The sequence below is a fragment of the Streptomyces angustmyceticus genome, assembly GCF_019933235.1.
Taxonomy (GTDB): Bacteria; Actinomycetota; Actinomycetes; order Streptomycetales; family Streptomycetaceae; genus Streptomyces; species Streptomyces angustmyceticus.
Genome location: NZ_CP082945.1, coordinates 6,242,292 through 6,264,181 on the forward strand (window position 1 = coordinate 6,242,292; position 21,890 = coordinate 6,264,181).

Here is a 21,890-nt window from a genome sequence, read left to right on the forward strand (position 1 = left end):
TGTCGTACTGACCTTGCGGAATGGGTGGCCAGGAAGCCGGGGAGGGGTGATCATGAGAGTCCAGAGCGCACTTCCCACGAGGAGGCACGGGTGGCCGAGACTCTGAAGAAGGGCAGCCGGGTGACCGGCGCCGCGCGCGAGAAGCTCGCGGCAGACCTGAAGAAGAAGTACGACTCCGGTGCGAGCATCCGGGCGCTGGCCGAGGAAACCGGCCGCTCCTACGGATTCGTGCACCGGATGCTCAGCGAATCCGGTGTGGTCCTGCGCGGTCGCGGCGGAGCCACGAGGGGCAAGAAGGCCACATCGGCCTGACGGCTGCGACTCCGGGTGCAGCGGTGTCCCCCCGGTCGACCGAGCGGTCGACCGGGAGGTTACCGTTCAGTCACTTACGCACGCAGGTGCGGCTGGCTGACTCGGAGGCGCTCATGACTCTGCTGGACAAGGACGGTGTGCGACTCACCGTCGACGATGCGATCGCCACGGTGACCCTCGCCAACGCGGCGAAGCGCAATGCGCAGTCACCGGCCATGTGGCGGGCGCTCGCCGAGGCGGGTTCGCTGCTGCCGGGAAACGTCCGGGTCGCGGTGCTCCGCGGTGAGGGCAAGTCCTTCTCCGCCGGCCTCGACCGCCAGGCGTTCACGCCCGAGGGCTTCGACGGCGAGCCGTCGTTCATCGATCTGGCGCGTGGCAGCGACAGCGCTCTGGACGCCACGATCGCCGAGTACCAGGAAGCGTTCACCTGGTGGCGGCGCAACGACCTGGTGTCGATCGCCGCCGTGCAGGGGCATGCCATCGGCGCGGGCTTCCAGCTCGCCCTGGCCTGCGATCTGCGGGTGGTCGCGCCCGACGTCCAGTTCGCCATGCGCGAGACCAGCCTGGGACTCGTACCGGACCTGACCGGTACCCACCCCCTGGTGGGGCTGGTGGGCTACGCCCGGGCGCTGGAGATCTGCGCCACGGGGCGCTTCGTGCACGCCGAGGAGGCCGAGCGGACCGGCCTGGCCAACCTCGTGGTGCCCGCGGACCAGCTCGATGCCGCGGTGTCCGACCTGGCCGCCGCGCTCACCGCCGCGCCCAGGGACGCCGTCATCGAGACCAAGGCCCTGCTGGCCGGCGCCGCGGGCCGCACCTACGAGGAGCAGCGCGGCGCCGAGCGGGCCGCGCAGGCGCGCCGACTGCGCGATCTCGCGGGCGTGGGGGAGTAGCCCCGCCGCATTCCCCGCACTGACGGGCGTCCCCCTGGCCGGGGGCGCCCGTCAGCGCTGTTCGACGGCGGTGACCAGCACGGCCACCGTCGACGGCGCCGCGGGCGTGGCCGCCACCGCCCGCCGCACGGCGCAGGAGACGTCCAGGGCCCGGTGGCCCGGCGCGGTCGCCAGCTGGATCAGCACATGCCCGTCGGTGCGCCGCACCGCGCGGGAGCGCCCGCCGAGCGCCGGTGCCAGGCGGGCCACGCCCGGCACCTCCCGCGCGACGGCGGTGATCCCCGCCGGGCCCTCCTGCGTCGCCCCGCTCCGGTCGTCCGCCGCGGGGGCGGCGGGCTCCTCCGTCGGGGCGGCGGGCGGCGGTGCTGCCTCGTCCTCCGCCAGCAGCGCGCTGACCCGCAGGTCCACCACGCCGACCACCAGTCCCAGCTCCTGCACCGATGCCTCCAGCAGCGCGGTGCGCACCTGGTCGGCGACGGCGGGCAGCGGCCGGCCGGCGACCGCGGCGAAGTCCGCCTCGATCCGCAGCGGGCCGGGCGGCAGGGCGCTCGGCGGGGCCGGCACCGCGGGCTCCGTGGCGTGGCCGGGGTCGGCGACGGACAGCCGCAGCGTCCCGATGCGGACGCCGGCCGGTGTCCGGGCGGCGGCCCGCAGCGCCCCGGCGGCCGCCCGCTCGGTGATCCACGAGCCGTCCGCGGGCCCGCCGAGCGGCAGCACCCGGCCGATCCCGAGCTGCGCCCGCACCGACTGTGCCAACTGGTTCGCGGCCACCGCGTCACCCCTTTCCCGGCAGGGCCCGGACCTGTTCCCTGACCCGTCCCGGACCACGCCCCCAGCCTGCCGCAGACCGGCCCCGGCGGCAGGGCGGTGCGCCGGACACCGCCGTACGGAGCACTCCGCTGCCGCATCCCTGGGGCGGCCCCCGGCGACCGGACCTACTGTGGGCAACGGAGCGGGCGGACCGTTTCTCCTCGCGGAAAGGGACGACGGCGATGAGCGAGAGCCAGCAGCACGCGGAGGGGACGCGGACCCCGGCCAGACGGGGTGGCGGCGATCCCGCGACCCGTGGGCGGACCACCATCGCCGACGGTGTGGTGGAGAAGATCGCCGGCCTGGCGGCCCGGGAAGTCCTCGGTGTGCACGCCATGGGCAGCGGCCTCGCCCGTACGCTCGGCGCCGTCCGCGACCGGGTCCCCGGCGGGGGCCGGTCGGCGACCGTGACCCGTGGGGTCAAGGCCGAGGTCGGCGAGGTGCAGACCGCGCTGGACCTGGAGATCGTCGTCGACTACGGCGTCGCCATCGCCGATGTCGCCCGCTCCGTACGGGAGAACGTCATCTCCGCGGTGGAGCGGATGACGGGCCTGGAGGTCGTCGAGGTCAACATCGCGGTCAGCGACGTCAAGCTGCCCGACGAGGAAGACGAAGAAGAGGGAGCGGAGCCGCGGCTCCAGTAGCCGGGTCCGTCGGAGTGGTAGCGAAGGAGCGCACGATGAGCATGGCCGTGGTCGGCCTCTTGGCCGGCATGGCGCTGGGCTTCGCCGGATACTTCGGCGGCTTCGGCGCCTTCGTGCTGGTGGCGGCGCTGGGCGCCATCGGGTTCGTGGCCGGCAGACTCCTGGACGGGGATCTGGAAGCCGGCGATTTCTTCCGTCCGCGCGGCAGCGGCCGCGACGACCGGCGGCGGTGAGACCGGGTGGCGACGATGTCCCCGGTCGCCGCCACCGCCGGCGTACCGGCGGGTGAGCGGGGCGCGACCAGAATCGCCGACCGGGTGGTGGCGAAGATCGCCGCACGCGCCGCCCGGGAGGCGCTGCGCGGGCAGTCCCCGCAGGCCGACGCGCATGCGACGGTGACGGTCCACCGGCGCGACGACCGCCGGCACTTCGGCGAGGCGCGGGTGCGGATCGCCGTGGAGCTGGGCTACCCCTCCGACATCGGCGCCCAGTGCCGGGCGGTGCGCCGCCGGGTCACCGAGCGGGTCACGGCGCTGGCGCACATGGAGGTGCCCGAGGTCGCCGTGGACGTCGAGCGGCTGCACTCCCCGCTGCTGGAGCGCACGGGCCGCGGGAGGGTGCGATGAGCGACGACGCGCGGCAGCCGGACACCCGGCGGCTGCCCACCCTCGACCCGGTGCCGGACCCCTCGGCCGAGGGCGCCGGCGGCGCCCCGGACGCGGCCGCGACGGACACCGCGGACGGCGGGCGGGCCGGGCGCTTCTGGTCGGCCCGCCGGGTGCCGGCCGCCGTGGTCGCGCTGGTGCTGCTGGCCGCCGCGGGGCTGCTGCTCTACGACGTGGTCGCGGTGCGCGCCCACCACCCCGCGATGGCCTGGCGCCGGTGGCTCGCCCGCGAACTGGCCACCCGTCACCTCGACACCCCCTGGGTGCTGGCCGCCGCCGCGCTCGCCATGGTGCTCGGCGTCTGGCTGATCGTGCTGGCCCTCACCCCCGGCCTGCGCCGGGTGCTGCCGATGCGGCCGGCCGCGCCGGACCTGCGGGCCGGGCTGGACCGGGCGGCCGCCGCACTGGTGCTGCGCGACCGCGCCATGGAGGTGGCCGGCGTCCAGTCCGTACGGATGAAGGTCGGCCGCCGCAAGGCCAGGGCCCATGCCGTCTCGCACTTCCGCGGGCTGGACGAGGTCCGCGCCGACCTCGGCACCGCGCTGGGCGAGGGCCTGCGGCAGCTGGGGCTGGCGCACCGGCTCGGCCTGACCGTGCACGTCCGGCGCCCGAAGAAGAGGTAGGCGAGCGATGCGCCAGATCAGCAGAACGGTCAACCGGGTACTGCTCGGGGTCGTCGGCGTGGTGCTGCTGGGCACCGGTGGCCTGGCGCTGCTCGGCGGCCTGGACCTGCCCGCGAAGGAGCATCTGGACCTGCCCGCCCACTGGCCCTGGTCCCGCCCCGGCGACGTCCTGCTGTCCGCGCAGCAGCGCACCCGCTGGACCGGCCAGGGCTGGTGGTGGCCCAGCGTGATCGCCGCGCTGGCCGTCCTCGTGCTGCTGATGCTGTGGTGGCTGCTGTCGCAGCTGCGGCGGCACCGGCTGCACGAGATCCTCGTCGACAGCGGCGACGGCGAGGGCGCCACGCTGCGCGGCCGGGCGCTGGAGGGTGTCCTCGAGGCCGAGACGGAGGCGCTGGACGGCGTCGACCGGGCCGGTGTGCTGCTGACCGGCCGCCGGCGCGCACCACGGGTGCGGGCCCTGCTGGCCCTCGCCCCGCACGCCGACCCGGGGACCGTGGTCCGGCGCCTGTCGGAGGAGGCGGTGGCGCACGCCCGCCGCTCGGCCGGCCTCGACCGGCTGCCGGGGGACGTCCGGCTGCGCGCGGTCAAGCACCGGCCCGAGCGGGTGAGTTAGGGCGTTTCCGCCGCGGTGAAGTCCGGTGCGGCCGGTGCCGTGGCGCGTTCCGGCCCGGGGCGGGCACCCCGTCAGAAGCCGTGCAGGGCCCCGCCGTCCACCGGCACCATCACCCCGGTGACGTACGACGCGGCCGGCGACAGCAGGAACGCCGCGGTCCGGCCGAACTCCTCCGGCTTGCCGTAGCGGCGCAGCGGGATCGCCGCGGAGTTGCGGGCGCGGGTGCCCTCCGGGTCGCCGGAGAGCGCGTCGAGCTGGGTCATCCGGTCGGTGGCGATCCGGCCGGGCAGCAGGCCCAGGACGCGGATGCCGCGCGGGCCCAGCTCGTCGGCGAGCGACTTGGCGAAGCCGGCGAGGCCGGGGCGCAGCCCGTTGGAGATGGTGAGCCCGGGGATCGGCTCGTGCACCGAGCCGGACAGCACCAGGCCGATCACGCCGCCCTCCGCCAGCTCGGCGGCGGCCGTGCGGGCCAGCCGTACCGCGCCGAGGAAGACCGACTCGAACGCCTGCTGCCACTGGTCGTCGGTGTTGTCGAGGGCGCCGCCGGGCGGCGGGCCGCCCACGCTGACGAGCATGCCGTCCAGGCGGCCGAAGCGCTCCCTGGCCGCGGCCACCAGGCGGCCGGGGGCCGCCGGGTCGGCGTTGTCGGCCGCCACCCCCAGGGCGCGCTCGCCGAGCGAGGCGGCGGCCGCGGCCGCGCTCTCCTCGGTGCGCCCGGAGAGCACGACGTTGGCGCCGTCGGCGACCAGTTCACGGGCGGTGGCGAAGCCGAGGCCGCGGGTCGCCCCGGTGACGAGGTACGTCCGGTCGGTGAGTCCAAGATCCATGGCCCTAGTCTGCCCTCGCCCCGTCCTGCAGTCCGAAGGCGGTCCCCACCAGGCCGATGTGGCTGAACGCCTGCGGGAAGTTGCCCAGCTGCCGGCCGGCCGCCGGGTCGTACTCCTCGGAGAGCAGCCCCAGGTCGTTGCGCAGGTCCAGCAGCCGTTCGAACATCTCCCGGGCCTCGTGCCGCCGCCCGCTCAGCCGCAGGGCGTCGACCAGCCAGAACGAGCAGGCCAGAAAGGTGCCCTCGTCGCCCGGCAGCCCGTCGACCGAGCCGCCCTCGGTGCTGTACCGGCGCACCAGCCCCCCGTGCGTCAGCTCCCTGCGCACCGTGTCGACGGTGCTGACGACCCGGGGGTCGTTCCCCGGCAGAAAGCCGACCCGGGGGATCAGCAGGGTCGCCGCGTCCAGCTCCGCCGAGCCGTAGAACTGGGTGAAGGTGCCGCGGTCGGCGTCGTAGCCCTGCTCGCACACCTCCCGGAACACCTCCTCGCGCATCGCCCGCCAGCGGTCGGCGTCCCCGCCCAGCTTCGGGTTCGCCTCCACCGTCCGCGCCGCCCGGTCGGCGGCCACCCAGGCCATGACCTTGGAGTGCACGAAGTGCCGGCGCGGCCCGCGGATCTCCCACAGCCCCTCGTCGGGGTCGCGCCAGGAGGACTCCAGGTAGTCCGCCAGCGCGCGCTGGATGCTCCAGGCGTGCGGCTCCGACGGCAGCCCCGCGGTGCGCGCGATGTGGAAGGAGTCGAGCACCTCGCCGTAGACGTCGAGCTGGCGCTGTTCGACGGCGGCGTTGCCGATGCGTACCGGCACGGAGTCGGCGTATCCGGACAGCCAGGGCAGCTCGGCCTCCGGCAGCCGCCGCTCACCGGCGAGCCCGTACATGATCTGCAGGTCGTCGGGGGCGCCGGCCACCGCGCGCAGCAGCCAGTCCCGCCAGGCCCCGGCCTCCTCCAGATATCCGGCGGAGAGCAGGGAGTTCAGGGTGAGGCTGGCGTCGCGCAGCCAGCAGTAGCGGTAGTCCCAGTTGCGTACGCCGCCCAGCTCCTCCGGCAGCGAGGTGGTGGGGGCCGCGACGATGCCGCCGGTGGGGAGGTAGGTGAGCGCCTTGAGGGTGATCAGCGAGCGGATCACGGCCTCGCGGTAGGGGCCGGTGTAGCGGCAGCGCGCGGACCAGGTCTGCCAGTCGTCCAGGGTGTCCTGGAGCGCCTCGAACGGGTCGATCCGGACCGGCCGGGGCTCGTGCGAGGGGTGCCAGGTCAGCACGAACGCGGTGCGCTCGCCCGCGGTGACGGCGAAGTCCGAGCGGGTGCTGAAGTCCTTGCCGTAGGTGGTGCTCCGCTCCGGGGTGCGCAGCCACACCGAGTCCGGTCCGGCGACGGCGACCCGGCAGCCCTCGGTGGCCCGCACCCAGGGCACCACCCGGCCGTAGTCGAACCGCAGCCGCAGCACCCCGCGCATCTCGACGCTGCCGCTCAGGCCCTCGACGATCCGTACGACATCGGGCTGGCGGTCGCGCTGCGGCATGAAGTCGATGACCCGGACGCTGCCCGTGGGGGTCTCCCACACGGTGTCCAGGATCAGCGAGTCGCCGCGGTAGGAGCGCTCGGCGCGGGCCTCGGGGGAGCGGGGGGACAGCCGCCAGTGACCGTTGTCCTTGTGGCCCAGGAGCGCGGCGAAGCAGGCCCCGGAGTCGAAGCGGGGCAGGCACAGCCAGTCGATGGAGCCGTCGCGGCCGACGAGAGCGGCGGTCTGCAGATCGCCGATGAGCGCATAGTCCTCGATATGTGGGTGCACTCAGCGGCTTTTCCCGCGCGGCGGGCGCGCCACGCGGGGTGGCGGCTGTACGGGCTACCTGCTCGCCGGAACCGCCGCCGGGTCCGCGCCGGCGTCCTCGCCGTCCGGGTCCGCGCCGGCCTCCGCGGCGGCGGCCTCCGCCCGGTCGCGGCGCTCGCGGCGGACCAGGACGACCCAGCCGACCGGCACCGCCGCCGCGAACAGCCACCACTGGATCGCGTACGCCATGTGGGGGCCGATGGAGTCGTGGTCCGGCTCGGGCACCAGCTCGGGCTTGCCGCCGTGCGGCGCGGGCCCGGTCTGCTCGATGTAGCCGCCGAGCAGCGGCCGCCCCATCCGCGGCGTGAGCTCCTTGCTGTTGATCAGCATGATCTGGCGCGCGGGCAGGCCCTTGGTGTCCTTGATGCCGCTGACCGCGGTGGTCTCGTCGGCCATCATCCGGCCGGTCACGGTGACCTTGCCCTTGGGGGCGGGCGGAACGTCCGGGAACCTGGTCAGGTCGTTGCCCGCCGAGATCCAGCCGCGGTTGACCAGCACGCCCCGGCCGTCGCCGAGCACCAGCGGGGTCAGGACGTAGTAGCCGATGCTCTGCTCGTCGGCGGCGGTGCGCTGGCGGACCACGACCTCGTGCGCGGTGTCGTAGGTGCCGGTGGCGGTGACCGTGCGCCACATGTCGTGGTGCGGCAGGTTCCGGCCGGGCGCGGTCAGCTCGGTGACCGGGACCGGCCTGGCGGCCAGGCTGCTCGCGATCAGCTGGTTCTGCGCCACCTTGTGCTCATGGCGGTGGAGCTGCCAGAAGCCCAGCTTGATCATGACGGGGATCAGCACGAGAGCCAGAAGGGTGAGGATCACCCACTGCCGGGACAACAGGAAGCGGTACACGGCCTCGACGGTACCTGGGGCGCCGCGGCCCCCGGGCCGCGGGTCCCCCGGCGCCGTCCGGGAGGACCGGGGCGCGGCCGGTGCCGGTCCCCGCGGCCCCGGTGGCTCAGACCCGGTCGACGATGCCCACCCTCCCGTCCGACCGGGCGCAGTGCGCACCGCAGTACCACCGCCCGTCGGCCTCGACGCCCTGGCCGATGATCTGGCACCGGCAGTGCTCACAGATCGGCGCCATGCGGTGGATGGCGCAGGCGAAGCAGTCGAAGACGTGCACCGCGCCCTGCGCGTGCACCTCGAACGTCATGCCGTATTCGTTTCCGCAGACCTCACAACGTGCCATGCGCCACAGGGTGCGGGCGGCGCCCTCGCGGGAGGCGGTGGCGACGGGTGTGTTGGGCGGGCTTCACCCGGACGCAGGCGGCGAGCCGGCCGGCGCGACGTCCTGCAGCAGCTGCATGAAGGCCGCCTCGTCGACCACGACCGTGCCGTACGAGGCGGCCTTGGCGGTCTTGGAGGTGCGGGCGTCGGGATCGTTGGTCACCAGCAGGCTGGTCAGCCGGGACAGGCTCGTGGCGACGTGCAGCCCGGCCTCGGTCGCCCGGTCCTCCAGCAGCTCGCGGTCCACGGAGGTGTCGCCCGAGAAGGCGACCCGCATCCCCTGGACCAGCCGGCCGCCGGCCTCGTAGCGCCCCGGGTTGGGGTACGGGCAGGCGGGGCGCTTGCGGGAGGGCCGCCAGGAGGTGGGGCGGTACGCCGTGGCGGTGGAGCGCTGCCGGGGCGCGGGGGCGTCCGACCACTCCGTCAGCGGCTGGCAGCTCAGCAGCGGCAGCCGCAGGTTCTCCCGCGCGGCGCGGTGCAGACTGGGACGGAACGACTCGGCCAGCACCCGCGCGTCGTCCAGCGCGTGGTGGGCGCGTTCCTGCACCACGCCGTAATGGGCGGCGAGGGACTCCAGCTTGTGGTTGGGCAGCGGGAGCCGCAGCTCCTTGGACAGGGCGATGGTGCACAGCCGCTGCCGGACCGGTGCCGTCGCCGCGGCGCGGGCGTACTCGCGGGCGATCATCGACCAGTCGAACATGGCGTTGTGCGCGACCAGCACCCGGTCGGCCAGCCGGCGGGACAGCTCCGGGACGATCTCCCCGAAGAGCGGGGCGTCGGCCAGCACGGCGCTGGTGAGTCCGTGGATCCAGACCGGCCCCGGGTCCCGCTGCGGGTTGACGAGGGTGTACCAGTGGTCCTGGACCTCGCCGTGTGCGTCGAGTTGGTACACGGCCGCGGAGATGATCCGGTCGTCCCGGGCCAGGCCCGTGGTCTCGACGTCGACCACCGCGTACCCCTGGGGATAGGCGGACGGCCAGGGGGCCGGCGGCGTCTGCGGGCCCGGCTGCTGGCCGATCTTCGGCGCGATCGGGTCGGCTGCTGCCATGTGGTCTTCGAGCATGGTCACTGAGGATACGGGCCGCCACTGACAGCCACCGAACCGGCGTGGGGCGCGCGGGGCGGCCGCGCGCCCCGTGTGCCGTAGTCCCGGGACCGCCACCGGAGTTGACGGCGTGCCCGGGATCCGGCGCCCGGCGCTACGTCCCCAGCAGCCGCGCCGGCCGCGCCGTCTCCGTCACCGCGCCGTCCGCGCCGACGTCCACCCGGCGGAGCGTGGCGCCCGGCCTGCGGGTGACGACGTCCACGAGGCGGCCGCCGGTGAACAGCGCGGCGGCGCCGTCGTCGAGGGCCCAACCTCCCGGCAGCGCAAGGTCGTTGACCGCCGCCAGATAGCCGGGCCGGCGCGACGGCTCGCTGTCGTAGTGGCCGTGCACCCGCCAGACGGCAAGCATGTTGGCGGTGTTGCCGCCCCCGACGTACACGACGTCCTGGGAAAGGACGAATGCCCGCAGATCGGTCACGGTGCGGCGGAACAGCTCCAGATGGACCGGCTCGCAGGCGCGCGCGGCCAACGCCGTGTGGAACTTCTCGATGTATCCCGGGGCGTCGCCGCTCGCGGTCGGCAGGAAGCAGACCTTCGGCCGGGGCCGCCCGGAGGCCTCCAGTACGAAGTCGTCCAGCAGCGTGTCGGGGTCGTCGGAGAAGCCGCCGCCGAGGAGGGCGAGGGTCGGTGTGCGGGGCATGGGACCTCGATTCCGGTCGTCGCGGGACCTCCTGTGCGGCCGCCGCCGCGACGCAGCTGACGGCACGTCTCACATACTTCTCAGTAACAACCCCTAGCGGCACCGCCGTCCACCGATTTATGGTGCGGGACATGCCGCACCTGCCCGATGTCGTGTTGTGGTCCGTACCTGCCTTCGTCCTGCTCACCGTGGTGGAGATGGTGAGCTACCGCCTGCATCCCGACGAGGAAGCGCAGGGCTATGCGGCCAAGGACGCCGCCACCAGCGTCGGCATGGGGCTCGGCAGCCTCGTGTTCGACGCGCTGTGGAAGATCCCGATCGTGGCGATCTACGCGGCCGTCTACGAACTCACCCCGCTGCGGATACCCGTGCTGTGGTGGACGCTGCCCCTGATGCTGCTCGCCCAGGACTTCTTCTACTACTGGTCGCACCGCGGCCACCACGTCATCCGCGTCCTGTGGGCCTGCCACGTGGTGCACCACTCCAGCGAGAAGTTCAACCTCACCACCGCCCTGCGCCAGCCCTGGACGACCTGGACCGTCTGGCCCTTCTACGTCCCGATGATCGCCCTCGGCGTCCATCCGGCCGCGATCGCCTTCACCTCCGGGGCCAACCTCGTCTACCAGTTCTGGGTGCACACCGAGCGGATCGGCACACTGCCCCGCCCCGTCGAGTTCGTCTTCAACACCCCCTCCCACCACCGGGTCCACCACGCCTCGCAGGGCTGCTACCTGGACCGCAACTTCGGCGGGATCCTCATCATCTGGGACCGGATGTTCGGCTCGTTCGTCCCCGAGACGGAGCGGCCGGTCTACGGGCTCACCAAGAACGTCAACAGCTTCAACCCGCTGCGGGTGGCCACCCATGAGTACGCCGCCATCGCCCGCGACATACGGGCCGCGGACAGCTGGCGCGAGCGCGCCGGGCGGGTGTTCCGCGGGCCGGGCTGGCAGCCGGCCGCGCCGGCCCCCGCGGAGGAGACGCCCACCGGTGCCGGGGTGCGCGCCTCCGTCCAGGAGCCGGCCGCATGACGGCACGCCGGCCGCGGGCCGTACGACCGCTGCTGTGGGCGGGCGCCGTGCTGTCCGTCGTGCACCTGGCGGCGCTCCTGGGACACGTCACGACGGTGGTGCAGCTCACCAAGCCCGCGCTGATGCCGGTGCTGGCCGCCTGCGTGCTCGCCCGCGGCGGCCCCCGGCTGCTCGCCGGTGCGCTGCTGTGCGGCTGCGGCGGCGACACCTTCCTCCAGATCGGCGGGGACCTCGCCTTCCTGGTGGGGATGGGCTCCTTCGCCGCGGGACACGTCTGCTACCTGCTGCTGTTCGCCCGGCACGGGACGTCCCCCGGGCCCGGCCGGCGGGGCCGGACGTACGCGGCGGGCGCCGCGTACGCCGTACTGCTGGCCGGCACGGTCGCGCTGCTGTGGCCGGACCTCCCGGCCGACCTGCGGATCCCGGTCGCCGGCTACAGCCTGCTGCTCACCGCGATGGCCTTCGGCGCGCTCCGCGCGGGCCCCCTGGCCGCCGCGGGCGGACTGCTCTTCCTCCTCTCCGACACCCTGATCGCGAGCGGCATCGCCCACTGGCCGCAGCTCCCGGCCCCCCAGTTCTGCATCATGCTCACCTACGTCGCGGCCCAATTCGCCCTGGCCGGCGGCGTGTTGCGGGCCGCCGGCACCGGCCCTGCCCGCCCCGCACCCCAGCCCGGCGAAGAGCCGGTCCCGGCGGCCGGACACGGCGCCGCTTGAGTCTCCCCCCGTGGGAGACCCGACAGTGGAGCCCATGTACGAGGACGGCACGGGCCTGCTCACCATCGGCGCCCTGGCGCGCCTGACCGGCGTCCCGGTGAAGACCATCCGGAACTGGTCGGACCAGGACCTGCTGCCGCCCGCCGCCCGCACCCCCGCGGGCTACCGGCTCTACGGCCCGGAGTCGCCGGCCCGCCTGGAGATCGTGCGCAGCCTGCGCGACCTGGGCATCGGGCTCGCGGCCATCCGGTCCGTGCTGCACCGCGAGCGCACCGTCGCCGAGACGGCCCGGCAGGGGGCGGACGCGCTGGACGCGCAGATCCGCGCTCTTCGGCTGCGTCGCGCCGTGCTGCGTGCGGTGGCCCTGCGGGGGAGCACACCGGAGGAGCTGCCGCACATGACCGAACTGGCCCGCCTGTCGGACCGGGAACGCCGCCGGATCATCACGGACCTCGTCGAGGACGCCCTCGGCAACGTACCCGCCCCCGACTACCGCAGCGGCCTGCTGGCCGCGGTGCCCGACCTGCCCGACGACCCCACCCCCGAGCAGCTCGACGCCTGGAGAGAACTGTCCGCCCTGGTCCGCGCACCCGAACTGCGGGCGGCGCTGCGCCGGCTGGCCGAGTACAGCGCCCGTACGACGCCGGCGGAGGACGAGCCGCGCCCCGCGGCGGAGACGGCCCCGGCCGCGCAGGAGCAGACCGCGCAGCAACAGGCCGCCGTGCGCGTCGCCGAGCTGATGCGGGAGCGCGGCGAGGCGGCCGTCGCGGCCGGCCTCGCCCCGGACTCCCCGGCCGCCGAGCCCGTCGTCGCCGAGCTGGTCGCCGCCTGGATCCCCACCCAGGCCGGTACCGCCGACCCGCCCGCCGAGGACGGCCCGGGGGCCCGCGGCCGGCTGCTGGAACAACTGGAGACCGCCGCCGAACCGGCCGTCGAGCGCTACTGGCAGCTGCTGTGCACCGTCACCGGCCGCCCCGCGCCACCCCGCTGGGGCACCGCCGGCGCCTGGACCACGGCCGCGCTGCGCGCCCACCTCCGGCCGTACGAGCTGGACCGTTCCGCGTTCGCATCCGCCGACCCGGACCGGGTGCTGCACGCCTGCACGCAGGTGATCCGGGACGTCGGCGCGCTGGTCGCGGCCGTACGGCCCGAGGATCTGGACCTGCCGACACCGTGCGCGGGCTGGACCGTACGGCAGTTGCTCGACCACATGGTGTGGGAGAACCTGATGGCCGCCTCGGTCGCCGAGGGCACCCCGCGCGACGACCTCACCGCCGACCACCTCGGCGCCGACCACCGCGCCGCCTTCGAGGACTCCGCCCGCGCCGCCCTCGCCGTCTTCACCGGCAGCGGAATGCTGCACCGCACCTTCGGCCCCTACGAGGCGCCCGGCGCGATGCTCGTCCAGCAGGTCGTGGTCGAACTCCTCGCCCACGGCTGGGACCTGGCGCGGGCGACGGGCGCGCCCACCGGCCTGGCGCCCGGCGTCGCCGAGGAGACCCTGGCCGCGGCCCGCCGGATCTACGGTGCCGCGCCGCGCACCGAGGGCGGCTCGTTCGCCCCGGAGCGGCCCGCCCCGCCCGGCGCGCACGCCACGGACCGGCTGGCGGCCTTCCTCGGCCGCGACCCGGCCTGACCCGCCGCGCGGGCCCCGCCCGCACCGCAGGGAAAAGGGCCGGGTGACGCACCACCCGGCCCTTCCCCGTCCGTACCGGAAACCGTCCGGACGTTACTTCTTCACCGCGTCCAGCGCGTCGACGATGCCGTAGCCGAAGTGGCTGTTGACGTGCTTGGTGCCGGTGCAGGTGGCGTCACCCGTGGGGCAGCCGGGGTTGTCCGCCTGCTCCTTGAGGAGCCACTGGATCTCCTGCGGGCCGGCCTTCGGGTGGGCGCTCTTGATCAGCGCCGCGACGCCCGCGACGTGCGGGGTCGCCATGGACGTGCCGGCCAGGTAGGCCCAGTCACCGCCCGGCATGGTGGAGAGGATGTTGCCGTTCTTGGCGGGCAGCTCGGGCACCTGCCGCGAGTCGCCGCCCGGCGCGGCCACGTCGATCTGGCCGAGGCCGTAGTTCGAGTAGTACGACTTGAGCTTGTTCACGCCGGCCGCCGCGACCGTCACCGTGCCCGGCAGCTGGGTGGGAACGTCCCAGCAGGTCTTCGGGTTGATGGTGCGCTGGACCGGGGTGGAGTCGTTCGGGCTGGAGGCGTCGGGGAGCTGGGGCGCCGCCAGGTCGAGGCCGGAGTTGCCCGCCGCGGCGATGTTGATCGCCCCCTTGCGCTGGGCGTAGCTCGCCGCACGGCCGACCGCGTCGATGATGGCGGCCTGGTCGGCGTCGTCCTTGCAGTTGAACATCCACGGGTCGACGTAGTAGCTGTTGTTGGTGACCTGGATGCCGTGATCGGCGGCGAAGACGAAGGCGCACACCACGCTCTCGGCGTAGAACAGGCTCGTCTCCGGCTCGCTGACCTTGAGGGCGGCGATCTTCACGCCCGGCGCGACACCCGCCACGCCGACGCCGTTGCGGGCCGCGGCGATCGTGCCCGCGACATGGGTGCCGTGGTAGTCCTCGTCCGGGTTCCAGGGCCGCCAGGCGCCCTTGGAGGTGTCGGCCACGCCGCCCACGCAGTTGGCGGACTGCTTCGCGGAGAAGTTGGCCTTGAGGTCGGGGTGGGTGTCGTCCACACCGGTGTCGATGATGCCGACGGTGACCTTCTTGCTGCCCGGGTTCACCTTCGCGGCCTTGTCGGCCTTGATGGCGGGCAGGTCCCACTGCAGCGGTTCGAGCGGCTCCTCGCCGTTCGCCTTCGCCGCCTTGCCGGCCGCCGCCAGCTGGGACTTCGACAGGTCGATCTTCTGCGGCTTGCCGATGTCGGTGGTGCCCTGCGCCTTCAGCGGCGCCGTGCGGGTCGCGCCCGCCGACTGCACACCGGGCACCGTGCGCAGGGTGGTGGCGAACTGGGGGTTGGCCGAGTGGACGACGATCACGCCTATCTGCTCATGGGCGACGATCACCTTCCCGCCGGCCGTGGCTATCGCCTTCTCGACCTTGCCGACCGTGGCACGGCCGGGCGTGGTGTTCACGACGTACGACAGCAGCGGGCCGTCGGCCTGGGCCGCTGCGGCCGGGGCGGAGTCCTGCGGCGCGGCGGAGGCCGCGTTCGGGAGGAAACCGAGGGACGCGGTCAGAGCCAGTCCGAGCGGTACGGCCAGCGCCCGCATGCGTCTGGATCGGGGATGTGCCATGGATACTCCACATCATCCGTGAGACCGCCCGTGCACGGCGTGCGCACGGGCGGGTGCAATGAGATGTGAAGCTATCGGCGATCACTCCTGTGCAGCAATGGAATGGTGCGAAAAAACGGGGAGAAAACCCGCCAGGAGTGTGGAATTGATAGCGCGTCAGCTGATCCCGCCCCGTATGAGCATCCGTCAGGGCAGGTCAGCCGTGGCGCCGCAGGGCGGTGATGCTCAGCGGGGGCAGCGCGATCCGCGGACCGTACCAGCGGCGCGCGCCGCCGTCCGCCCCCGGCCGCGGCTCCGACGGGGCGAGGGGGAGCGGCGCGGGCAGCCGGACGCTGCCGTAGGGGCGCCGGCGGGGTGCGGGTGGCTGCGGGGCCTGCTGTGGCGGCGGATTCACACCGGGCTCAACGAAGCGCCTCCCGGGCGGTGGCGGGCGGCGCCGGGGATTCCCCCGGTTTCTTCTGGGATTCAACCAACGCGCCCCTGTCGTATCGTCCGACGCACCTCTACGATGCGTGATCCAGATCACTTACGTGAGCTTTACCGCCGACCGGGCCCGGCCCGGGCCGCTCCGCGAGGCCGGCCCGGGGACCCGCCCCTTCGCGTCAGGAGATTCCGTGAGCGCCGCACCGACCCTCGACCCGGGGACGCACGAACCGCCCGACTACATCCAGGTGCAGTCGAGCGCGGAATTCGACGAACTCCGCCGCGCACACCGCTCGTTCGCCTTCCCGCTGACCGTCGCCTTCGTCCTCTGGTACCTCGGGTACGTGCTGCTGTCGAGCTACGCCGGCGGCTTCATGGCCACCAAGGTCCTCGGCCACCTCAACGTGGCCTTCGTCCTCGGCATCGCCCAGTTCGCCACGACCTTCCTCATCGCCTGGTGGTACTCCCGGCACGCCGCCGCCGAGCTCGACCCCCGGGCCGAGGCCCTCAAGTCCCGCCTGGAGGGTGACGCATGAGCCCACTGCACCCTCCCCTCGCGCTCGACCTCGCGGCCGGCGGGGCGGGCGAGCACCGCACCCTGATCGTCACCCTCTTCGCGGTCTTCGTCGCCGCCACCCTCGGGCTCACCGTCTGGGCCGGCCGGCAGACCAAGGGCACGGAGGACTTCTACGCCGGCGGGCGGCAGTTCAGCGGATTCCAGAACGGTCTGGCCATCTCCGGCGACTACATGTCCGCCGCGTCCTTCCTGGGCATCGCCGGCGCCATCGCCCTCTTCGGCTACGACGGCTTCCTCTACTCCATCGGCTTCCTCGTCGCCTGGCTCGTCGCGCTGCTCCTGGTCGCCGAGCCGCTGCGCAACTCCGGCCGTTTCACCATGGGCGACGTCCTCGCCTACCGGATGCGCCAGCGCCCGGTCCGCACCGCCGCCGGCACCTCCACCATCATCGTCTCGATCTTCTACCTGCTCGCCCAGATGGCGGGCGCGGGCGCCCTGGTCACCCTGCTCCTGGGCATCACCAGCGAGGCGGGCAAGATCCTGGTGGTGGTCCTCGTCGGCGTGGTGATGATCCTGTACGTCACCATCGGCGGGATGAAGGGCACCACCTGGGTCCAGATGATCAAGGCGGTGCTGCTGATCGCCGGCACCCTGCTGATCACCTTCCTGGTGGCGCTGAAGTTCCACTTCAACCTCTCCGACCTGCTCGGCGCCGCCGCCGAGAACAGCGGCAAGGGCTCCGCCTTCCTGGAGCCCGGCCTCAAGTACGGGGCCACCGCCACCTCGAAGATCGACTTCATCTCGCTGGGCCTCGCCCTCGTCCTGGGGACCGCGGGCCTGCCGCACATCCTCATCCGCTTCTACACGGTCCCCACCGCCAAGGCCGCCCGGAAGTCCGTGAACTGGGCGATCGGCATCATCGGCGTCTTCTACCTGATGACCATCGCGCTGGGCTTCGGCGCCGCGGCCCTCATCAAGCCCGGGACGATCACCGCCTCCAACAAGGCGGGCAACACCGCGGCCCCGCTCCTCGCCGAGGCGATCGGCGGCGGTGCCGGCTCCACCGGCGGCGCCATCCTGCTCGCCGTCATCTCCGCCGTCGCCTTCGCCACCATCCTCGCGGTGGTCGCCGGCCTCACCCTCGCCTCGTCCTCGTCCTTCGCGCACGACCTGTACGTCAACGTGCTGCGCAAGGGCCGGGCCACCGAGAAGGAAGAGGTCGGCGCGGCCCGCTGGGCGACCGTCGGCATCGGGGCCGTCGCCATCGTCCTGGGTGTCTTCGCCCGCGGCCTGAACGTCGCGGGCCTGGTGGCGCTCGCCTTCGCGGTCGCCGCCTCCGCCAACCTCCCGACCCTCCTGTACAGCCTGTTCTGGAAGCGCTTCACCACCCGGGGCGCCCTGTGGTCCATCTACGGCGGCCTGGTCTCCTCCGTCCTGCTGGTTTTCTTCTCCCCGGTCGTCTCCGGCAAGGAGACCTCGATGTTCCCGGGCGCCGACTTCGCCGTCTTCCCGCTGGAGAACCCGGGCCTGATCTCCATCCCGCTGGGTTTTCTGCTCGGCTGGCTGGGGTCGCTGCTGTCCAAGGAGGAGCCGGACGCGCGGAAGTACGCCGAACTGGAGGTCCGCTCGCTGACCGGGACCGGAGCCCACTGAGGCGCCCCGCGGGGGGTCCCCACAGGACCCGGGCGGGGCGGCCTCGTAGAGATCTACGAGGCCGCCCCGCCCACCTCGTGCTTCTCCTCCCTGCTGGCTGTCACACCCATCGCGTAGGCTCGAAGGCGTACTGATCCACCGGAGGAGAGGTACCGAGCCATCACCCTTGGGGAGGGGGCCCAATGCTCATCGACACCTACGGTCGTGTGGCCACCGACCTGCGTGTTTCACTCACCGACCGGTGCAACCTGCGGTGCACCTACTGCATGCCCGAAGAGGGCCTGCAGTGGCTCGCCAAACCCGACCTGCTCACCGACGACGAGATCGTCCGGCTGATCGGCATCGCCGTACGCGACCTGGGCATCGAGGAAGTCCGCTTCACCGGCGGCGAGCCGCTGCTCCGCCCCGGCCTGCCCGGCATCGTCGAGCGCGTCGCCGCCCTCGCCCCGCGCCCCCGGATGTCGCTGACCACCAACGGCATCGGCCTGCAGCGCACGGCCACCGCCCTGCGCGACGCCGGCCTCGACCGGGTCAACGTCTCCCTCGACACCCTGCGGCCGGACGTCTTCCAGGCCCTGACCCGCCGCAAACGGCACGACGACGTCCTGCGCGGTCTGGAGGCGGCCCACGCCGCCGGCCTGACCCCGGTCAAGGTCAACACCGTCCTGATGCCGGGGCTCAACGACGACGAGGCCCCCGACCTGCTGGCCTGGGCCATCGCCCATGACTACGAACTCCGCTTCATCGAGCAGATGCCGCTGGACGCCCAGCACGGCTGGAAGCGCGACGGCATGATCACGGCCGGCGACATCCTCGCCTCGCTGCGCACCCGCTTCACGCTCACCCCCGAGGGCCAGGAGCAGCGCGGCTCCGCGCCCGCCGAGCGCTGGATCGTCGACGGCGGGCCGCACCGCGTCGGGGTGATCGCCTCCGTCACCCGCCCGTTCTGCCGCGCCTGTGACCGCACCCGGCTGACCGCCGACGGCCAGGTCCGTACCTGCCTGTTCGCCACCGAGGAGACGGATCTGCGCACCGCGCTGCGCTCCGAGGCCCCCGACGATGAGATCGCCGCCCTGTGGAAGCGCGCGATGTGGGGCAAGAAGGCGGGCTCCGGCCTGGACGACCCGTCGTTCCTGCAGCCGGAGCGCCCGATGTCCGCGATCGGCGGCTGACCCGGTCCGCTCCCCGGCGACCGGCGACCGGCGACCGGCGAACCGCGACCGGCGGCCGCCCCGGCCCGCCTCAGCGGTCGGCGGCCGACGCCTCCCACTCCTCCAGCGTCACGACATCCTTGAGGAAGCCGCGCACGCCGAGGAACTGCGACAGGTGCTCCCGGTGCTCCTCGCAGGCCAGCCAGGTCTTGCGCCGGTCCGGGGTGTGCAGCTTCGGGTTGTTCCAGGCCAGCACCCACACGGCGGCGGCCCGGCAGCCCTTCGCGGAACAGATGACGGCGCCCTCGGCGGCTTCCTGGGGATTCGGGGAGTTCACGGCCTCAACCCTACGTCCTGGTGATCACCGCACCGGCTCCGGCCACCGCACCCGCGGACCTGCGGACATGACGACGCCGGGCAGCCACGGGGGGAGCCGCCCGGCGTCGGTCCGTCGCTCCGACGGGGGATGCGGAGCGCGTACGCAGTATGTCACGGGGGATGGTGCCTGGTGCACCGGAACTCCATGATTGATCTGAGCTTTTCTTGAGCTTTGCAGACCGGCGTTGATCAGCTCGGGTCGTGCGGCGTGGCGGAGGAGCCCGCCGCGGGACGCTCCGGAACCGGTTCCGCCGGCGCGCTGTCCGCTCCCGGCGTCAGCATCGTCCGGGTCGGGCCCGCGATGAAGGTCTTCGGGAGCGAAGGGGCGTTCTCCCGGCCCGCGTTGGCGATCACCACCGCGATATAGGGCAGGGCCAGGCCCAGCACCAGCGTCGCGATGGCGACCGGCCGTTCGATGTTCCACAGCACGACGGTGAGCACCACGGACACCGTTCGCACCGCCATCGAGATCACATACCGGCGCTGCCGTCCGCGTACGTCCTCGGACAGGCCCTGCCTGGCCCCGGTGATCCGGAAGGTCTGGCCGCTGCTCTGCTTCCGCATCACGTTCCACCACCTGATCAGTCGTGCCGGATTCTCCCCGGTATCCGGTCGGATTCCACGGTACGCCGCGGCTGCGCCGTCTACGAGACCGGGTGGTGCCCGTTTCGGCGGGGGCCCGCACCGCACCGGTGGGGACGACGGTCCCCGGCGTGCGCCGTAGTCGATGCGGGGCGACACTGACGGGGCGAGTGTCATCTGCACCGTGGCGCAGGAGGAGTCGACATGACGTGGTTGTGGGCCATCATCGTGGGCCTGGTGCTGGGCCTGATCGCGAAGGCCATCATCCCGGGCAAGCAGCAGATCCCGCTCTGGCTGACGGTGATCTTCGGCATGCTGGGCAGTGTCCTCGGCAACTGGGTCGCCACCGGCATCGGGGTCAACGACACCAAGGGCATCGACTGGATCCGGCACGTGCTGCAACTGGCCGGCGCGATCGTCATCGTCGCCGTCGGCGACCGCCTCTGGGTCTCCATGCGGGACCGTAAGAAACACGCCGCCTAGGCGGTACTCCCCATCTCCCCGTTCAGGCCGGGCGCGCGAGCCCGGCCTGAACGGTGCCGTACGAAGGGGCGGCCGGAGCGCAGCGATGCGCTCCGGCCGCCCGTTGCTTCCGCCGTCTCAGCGGCCGTCGAGCTGGGCCAGCTTGCGGCCTGCCTTGAGGTAGGCGACCCCGGCCGTGTCCGCCAGCTTCTCGGCCAGCACCTCGCCCAGCGGACGGACCGAATCGGCCTCCGCCAGCACCAGGGTCTGCTGCCCGTCCTCGCCCTCCACGACCAGCCGCAGCGCGTTCTGCTTGGCCAGCCGCCGCGCCGCCGAGGCGCTGGGTGTGAACTCCAGGACCCGGGTCAGCACCGTCGCCACCGTCTCCGCGCCGTGCGCGGCGACGTCGACGACCGGGAGCGAGTCCACGTCCGAGAACGACTTCTTGGAGAACTGCGCCACGAAACCGGCCCGCGCCGCCATCGCCGCCTCCAGGCCGTACAGCGCGGCCACGACCTCGCCGGCCAGGATCTTCTTGAGGTCCATCGGGTGCAGCGAGCGGTCCGTGACCCGGCCCAGGACGAGGGCGATCTCCTCGTCCGTCCACTCCGTCCAGGCCTGGAGGTACGGCTCCATCAGCCGGTCCGGCACCGACATGATCTTGCCGAAGACGTCGTCGGCGGGCGCGCCCAGCCCGACGTAATTGCCCTTGGACTTGGACATCTTGGCGCCGGTGCCGTCCGTGCCCTCGATCAGCGGCATCGTGACCACCAGCTGCGGACGCTGCCCGCGCAGCTCCATCAGCTTGCGGCCCATCTGCAGATTGAGCAGCTGGTCGGAGCCGCCCAGCTCCACATCGCACTCCAGCGCCACCGAGTCCAGGCCCTGCGCGATGGGGTACAGCAGCTCCGTCATGGTCAGACCGGAGCCGGCCGCCAGGCGGTTGCGGAAGTCCTCGCGCTGCAGCAGCTGGGAGGCCGGCACCTGGGCGAGCAGGGTGAGCAGCTCGGGGAAGGTGTACGGGGCCAGCCACTCGCTGTTCTGCCGGAAGCTGACCTTCTCGAAGTCGAAGAAGGGGCGCACCTGTTCGCGGTAGGTGGCGAGGTTGTGCGCGATGTCCTCGTCGGTCAGCGGCGGGCGCTCGGCGGTACGGCCCGACGGGTCGCCGATCTTGGCGGTGAAGTCACCGATGATCAGCGTGACGTCGTGGCCCAGCCGCTGGAACCGGCTCAGGACGATCAGCGGCACCGCGTGCCCGAGGTGCACATCGGTCGCCGTCGGGTCGATGCCCAGCTTGATGTGCAGGCCCTTGCCGGCCGCCCGGCGCTCCTCGATCCGCTCGGCCAGCTGCTCCACGCCCGGCAGGACCTCGACCGTACGGGCCGCGATCAGCTCGGCCTGCTCCTTGGCGGGCAGGTCCGTCAGATCCAGAGAGCGCCGGGCGCCCGTCTCCTGGAGCAGCTCCTGGACCGTGGCGTCCGAGGAGAGGTCGGCGGAGAGCAGGGCGGTGGCGCGGGCGACGGATTCGCCGAGGCGTGTCATGGCGTTCCTG

26 protein-coding genes are annotated in these 21,890 nt (G+C 73.3%); 14 read left to right on the forward strand and 12 right to left on the reverse strand.

All coding sequences use genetic code 11. The features are described from left to right. Positions 1–90 precede the first annotated feature (90 nt). Together K7396_RS27820 and K7396_RS27825 are read left to right on the forward strand one after the other, a co-directional pair. Positions 91–312: a helix-turn-helix domain-containing protein gene (locus tag K7396_RS27820; RefSeq protein ID WP_176604217.1), complete on the forward strand. Its 222-nt coding sequence runs from the start codon at positions 91–93 to the stop codon at positions 310–312. A 113-nt stretch (positions 313–425) separates the two neighbouring features. Continuing rightward, a complete protein-coding gene (locus K7396_RS27825; RefSeq protein WP_086717257.1) occupies positions 426–1,205 on the forward strand; it encodes an enoyl-CoA hydratase/isomerase family protein in 780 nt (259 codons plus the stop codon). 51 nt (positions 1,206–1,256) lie between these two features. On the opposite strand, the gene K7396_RS27830 is transcribed toward K7396_RS27825, so the two are convergent. Next, complete coding sequence (locus tag K7396_RS27830) at positions 1,257–1,976, reverse strand: hypothetical protein (RefSeq protein WP_086717253.1); 720 nt, start codon at positions 1,974–1,976, stop codon at positions 1,257–1,259. A gap of 221 nt (positions 1,977–2,197) precedes the next feature. Between K7396_RS27830 and K7396_RS27835 the strand changes: the two genes are divergently transcribed. From K7396_RS27835 to amaP, 5 genes are read left to right on the forward strand one after another with little or no spacing between them, the layout of a single operon-like run. After that, complete coding sequence (locus K7396_RS27835) at positions 2,198–2,659, forward strand: Asp23/Gls24 family envelope stress response protein (RefSeq protein ID WP_086717252.1); 462 nt, start codon at positions 2,198–2,200, stop codon at positions 2,657–2,659. 35 nt (positions 2,660–2,694) lie between these two features. Next, positions 2,695–2,892 (forward strand): hypothetical protein, encoded by a 198-nt coding sequence (locus tag K7396_RS27840; protein ID WP_086717251.1) that lies wholly within the window; start codon positions 2,695–2,697, stop codon positions 2,890–2,892. A gap of 15 nt (positions 2,893–2,907) precedes the next feature. Further along, entirely contained in the window at positions 2,908–3,285 is a 378-nt protein-coding gene (locus K7396_RS27845) for a hypothetical protein (RefSeq protein ID WP_086717256.1), read from the forward strand. After that, positions 3,282–3,947 carry a DUF6286 domain-containing protein gene (locus K7396_RS27850; RefSeq protein WP_086717250.1) on the forward strand — a complete coding sequence of 222 codons (666 nt, stop codon included), beginning with the start codon at positions 3,282–3,284 and terminating at the stop codon, positions 3,945–3,947. The genes K7396_RS27845 and K7396_RS27850 overlap by 4 nt, the downstream gene beginning before the upstream one ends. Before the next feature lie 7 nt (positions 3,948–3,954). After that, positions 3,955–4,560, forward strand: coding sequence for an alkaline shock response membrane anchor protein AmaP (gene amaP / locus K7396_RS27855; protein WP_086717249.1), 606 nt, complete (start codon positions 3,955–3,957; stop codon positions 4,558–4,560). Positions 4,561–4,631: 71 nt separating this feature from the next. Here the strand turns inward: amaP and K7396_RS27860 are convergent, their stop codons facing one another. From K7396_RS27860 to K7396_RS27885, 6 genes are all read right to left on the reverse strand, one after another. Continuing rightward, the gene (locus K7396_RS27860; protein WP_086717248.1) at positions 4,632–5,387 is read right to left on the reverse strand and encodes an SDR family oxidoreductase; all 756 of its coding nucleotides are present in this window, start codon (positions 5,385–5,387) and stop codon (positions 4,632–4,634) included. A gap of 4 nt (positions 5,388–5,391) precedes the next feature. Beyond that, positions 5,392–7,176 carry a glycoside hydrolase family 15 protein gene (locus tag K7396_RS27865; protein ID WP_086717247.1) on the reverse strand — a complete coding sequence of 595 codons (1,785 nt, stop codon included), beginning with the start codon at positions 7,174–7,176 and terminating at the stop codon, positions 5,392–5,394. Positions 7,177–7,230: 54 nt separating this feature from the next. Continuing rightward, positions 7,231–8,058 (reverse strand): SURF1 family cytochrome oxidase biogenesis protein, encoded by an 828-nt coding sequence (locus K7396_RS27870; protein ID WP_086717246.1) that lies wholly within the window; start codon positions 8,056–8,058, stop codon positions 7,231–7,233. A gap of 106 nt (positions 8,059–8,164) precedes the next feature. After that, positions 8,165–8,398 (reverse strand): hypothetical protein, encoded by a 234-nt coding sequence (locus K7396_RS27875; RefSeq protein ID WP_086717245.1) that lies wholly within the window; start codon positions 8,396–8,398, stop codon positions 8,165–8,167. A 63-nt stretch (positions 8,399–8,461) separates the two neighbouring features. Then, a complete protein-coding gene (locus K7396_RS27880; RefSeq protein WP_223660221.1) occupies positions 8,462–9,499 on the reverse strand; it encodes a DEDDh family exonuclease in 1,038 nt (345 codons plus the stop codon). 136 nt (positions 9,500–9,635) lie between these two features. After that, the gene (locus K7396_RS27885; protein WP_086717243.1) at positions 9,636–10,181 is read right to left on the reverse strand and encodes a Type 1 glutamine amidotransferase-like domain-containing protein; all 546 of its coding nucleotides are present in this window, start codon (positions 10,179–10,181) and stop codon (positions 9,636–9,638) included. A 131-nt stretch (positions 10,182–10,312) separates the two neighbouring features. On the opposite strand from K7396_RS27885, the gene K7396_RS27890 reads away from it, so the two are divergent. The 3 genes from K7396_RS27890 to K7396_RS35715 are packed head-to-tail and all read left to right on the forward strand — an operon-like array spanning position 10,313 to position 13,564. Beyond that, on the forward strand, positions 10,313–11,212 hold the full coding sequence (locus K7396_RS27890) for a sterol desaturase family protein (protein ID WP_086717242.1): 900 nt from the start codon (positions 10,313–10,315) through the stop codon (positions 11,210–11,212). Beyond that, on the forward strand, positions 11,209–11,928 hold the full coding sequence (locus tag K7396_RS27895; protein ID WP_086717241.1) for a lysoplasmalogenase: 720 nt from the start codon (positions 11,209–11,211) through the stop codon (positions 11,926–11,928). Before K7396_RS27890 ends, K7396_RS27895 begins: the two co-directional genes overlap by 4 nt. Positions 11,929–11,938: 10 nt before the next feature. After that, the gene (locus K7396_RS35715; protein WP_263295962.1) at positions 11,939–13,564 is read left to right on the forward strand and encodes a TIGR03086 family metal-binding protein; all 1,626 of its coding nucleotides are present in this window, start codon (positions 11,939–11,941) and stop codon (positions 13,562–13,564) included. A 93-nt stretch (positions 13,565–13,657) separates the two neighbouring features. Here K7396_RS35715 and K7396_RS27915 read toward each other — a convergent pair whose 3' ends face one another. Together K7396_RS27915 and K7396_RS27920 are read right to left on the reverse strand one after the other, a co-directional pair. Then, positions 13,658–15,172 (reverse strand): S8 family serine peptidase, encoded by a 1,515-nt coding sequence (locus K7396_RS27915; RefSeq protein WP_086717239.1) that lies wholly within the window; start codon positions 15,170–15,172, stop codon positions 13,658–13,660. Positions 15,173–15,368: 196 nt separating this feature from the next. Further along, complete coding sequence (locus tag K7396_RS27920) at positions 15,369–15,566, reverse strand: hypothetical protein (protein WP_086717238.1); 198 nt, start codon at positions 15,564–15,566, stop codon at positions 15,369–15,371. Positions 15,567–15,786: 220 nt separating this feature from the next. Between K7396_RS27920 and K7396_RS27925 the strand changes: the two genes are divergently transcribed. The 3 genes from K7396_RS27925 to moaA all read left to right on the forward strand — a co-directional run bounded on the left by K7396_RS27925 (position 15,787) and on the right by moaA (position 18,937). After that, on the forward strand, positions 15,787–16,131 hold the full coding sequence (locus tag K7396_RS27925) for a DUF485 domain-containing protein (protein WP_086717237.1): 345 nt from the start codon (positions 15,787–15,789) through the stop codon (positions 16,129–16,131). Further along, complete coding sequence (locus K7396_RS27930) at positions 16,128–17,765, forward strand: solute symporter family protein (protein ID WP_086717236.1); 1,638 nt, start codon at positions 16,128–16,130, stop codon at positions 17,763–17,765. The genes K7396_RS27925 and K7396_RS27930 overlap by 4 nt, the downstream gene beginning before the upstream one ends. A gap of 182 nt (positions 17,766–17,947) precedes the next feature. Next, positions 17,948–18,937 carry a GTP 3',8-cyclase MoaA gene (moaA, locus tag K7396_RS27935; protein WP_086717235.1) on the forward strand — a complete coding sequence of 330 codons (990 nt, stop codon included), beginning with the start codon at positions 17,948–17,950 and terminating at the stop codon, positions 18,935–18,937. Positions 18,938–19,007: 70 nt separating this feature from the next. Here moaA and K7396_RS27940 read toward each other — a convergent pair whose 3' ends face one another. Both K7396_RS27940 and K7396_RS27945 read right to left on the reverse strand, forming a co-directional pair. Further along, a complete protein-coding gene (locus tag K7396_RS27940) occupies positions 19,008–19,253 on the reverse strand; it encodes a hypothetical protein (RefSeq protein WP_086717234.1) in 246 nt (81 codons plus the stop codon). A gap of 230 nt (positions 19,254–19,483) precedes the next feature. Next, a complete protein-coding gene (locus K7396_RS27945; protein ID WP_086717233.1) occupies positions 19,484–19,858 on the reverse strand; it encodes a DUF3099 domain-containing protein in 375 nt (124 codons plus the stop codon). A 222-nt stretch (positions 19,859–20,080) separates the two neighbouring features. Here K7396_RS27945 and K7396_RS27950 point away from each other — a divergent pair, with 222 nt between their 5' ends. Further along, the gene (locus K7396_RS27950; RefSeq protein ID WP_086717232.1) at positions 20,081–20,359 is read left to right on the forward strand and encodes a GlsB/YeaQ/YmgE family stress response membrane protein; all 279 of its coding nucleotides are present in this window, start codon (positions 20,081–20,083) and stop codon (positions 20,357–20,359) included. Positions 20,360–20,476: 117 nt separating this feature from the next. Here the strand turns inward: K7396_RS27950 and tyrS are convergent, their stop codons facing one another. Next, positions 20,477–21,880 carry a tyrosine--tRNA ligase gene (gene tyrS / locus K7396_RS27955; RefSeq protein WP_086717231.1) on the reverse strand — a complete coding sequence of 468 codons (1,404 nt, stop codon included), beginning with the start codon at positions 21,878–21,880 and terminating at the stop codon, positions 20,477–20,479. Positions 21,881–21,890 lie beyond the last annotated feature (10 nt).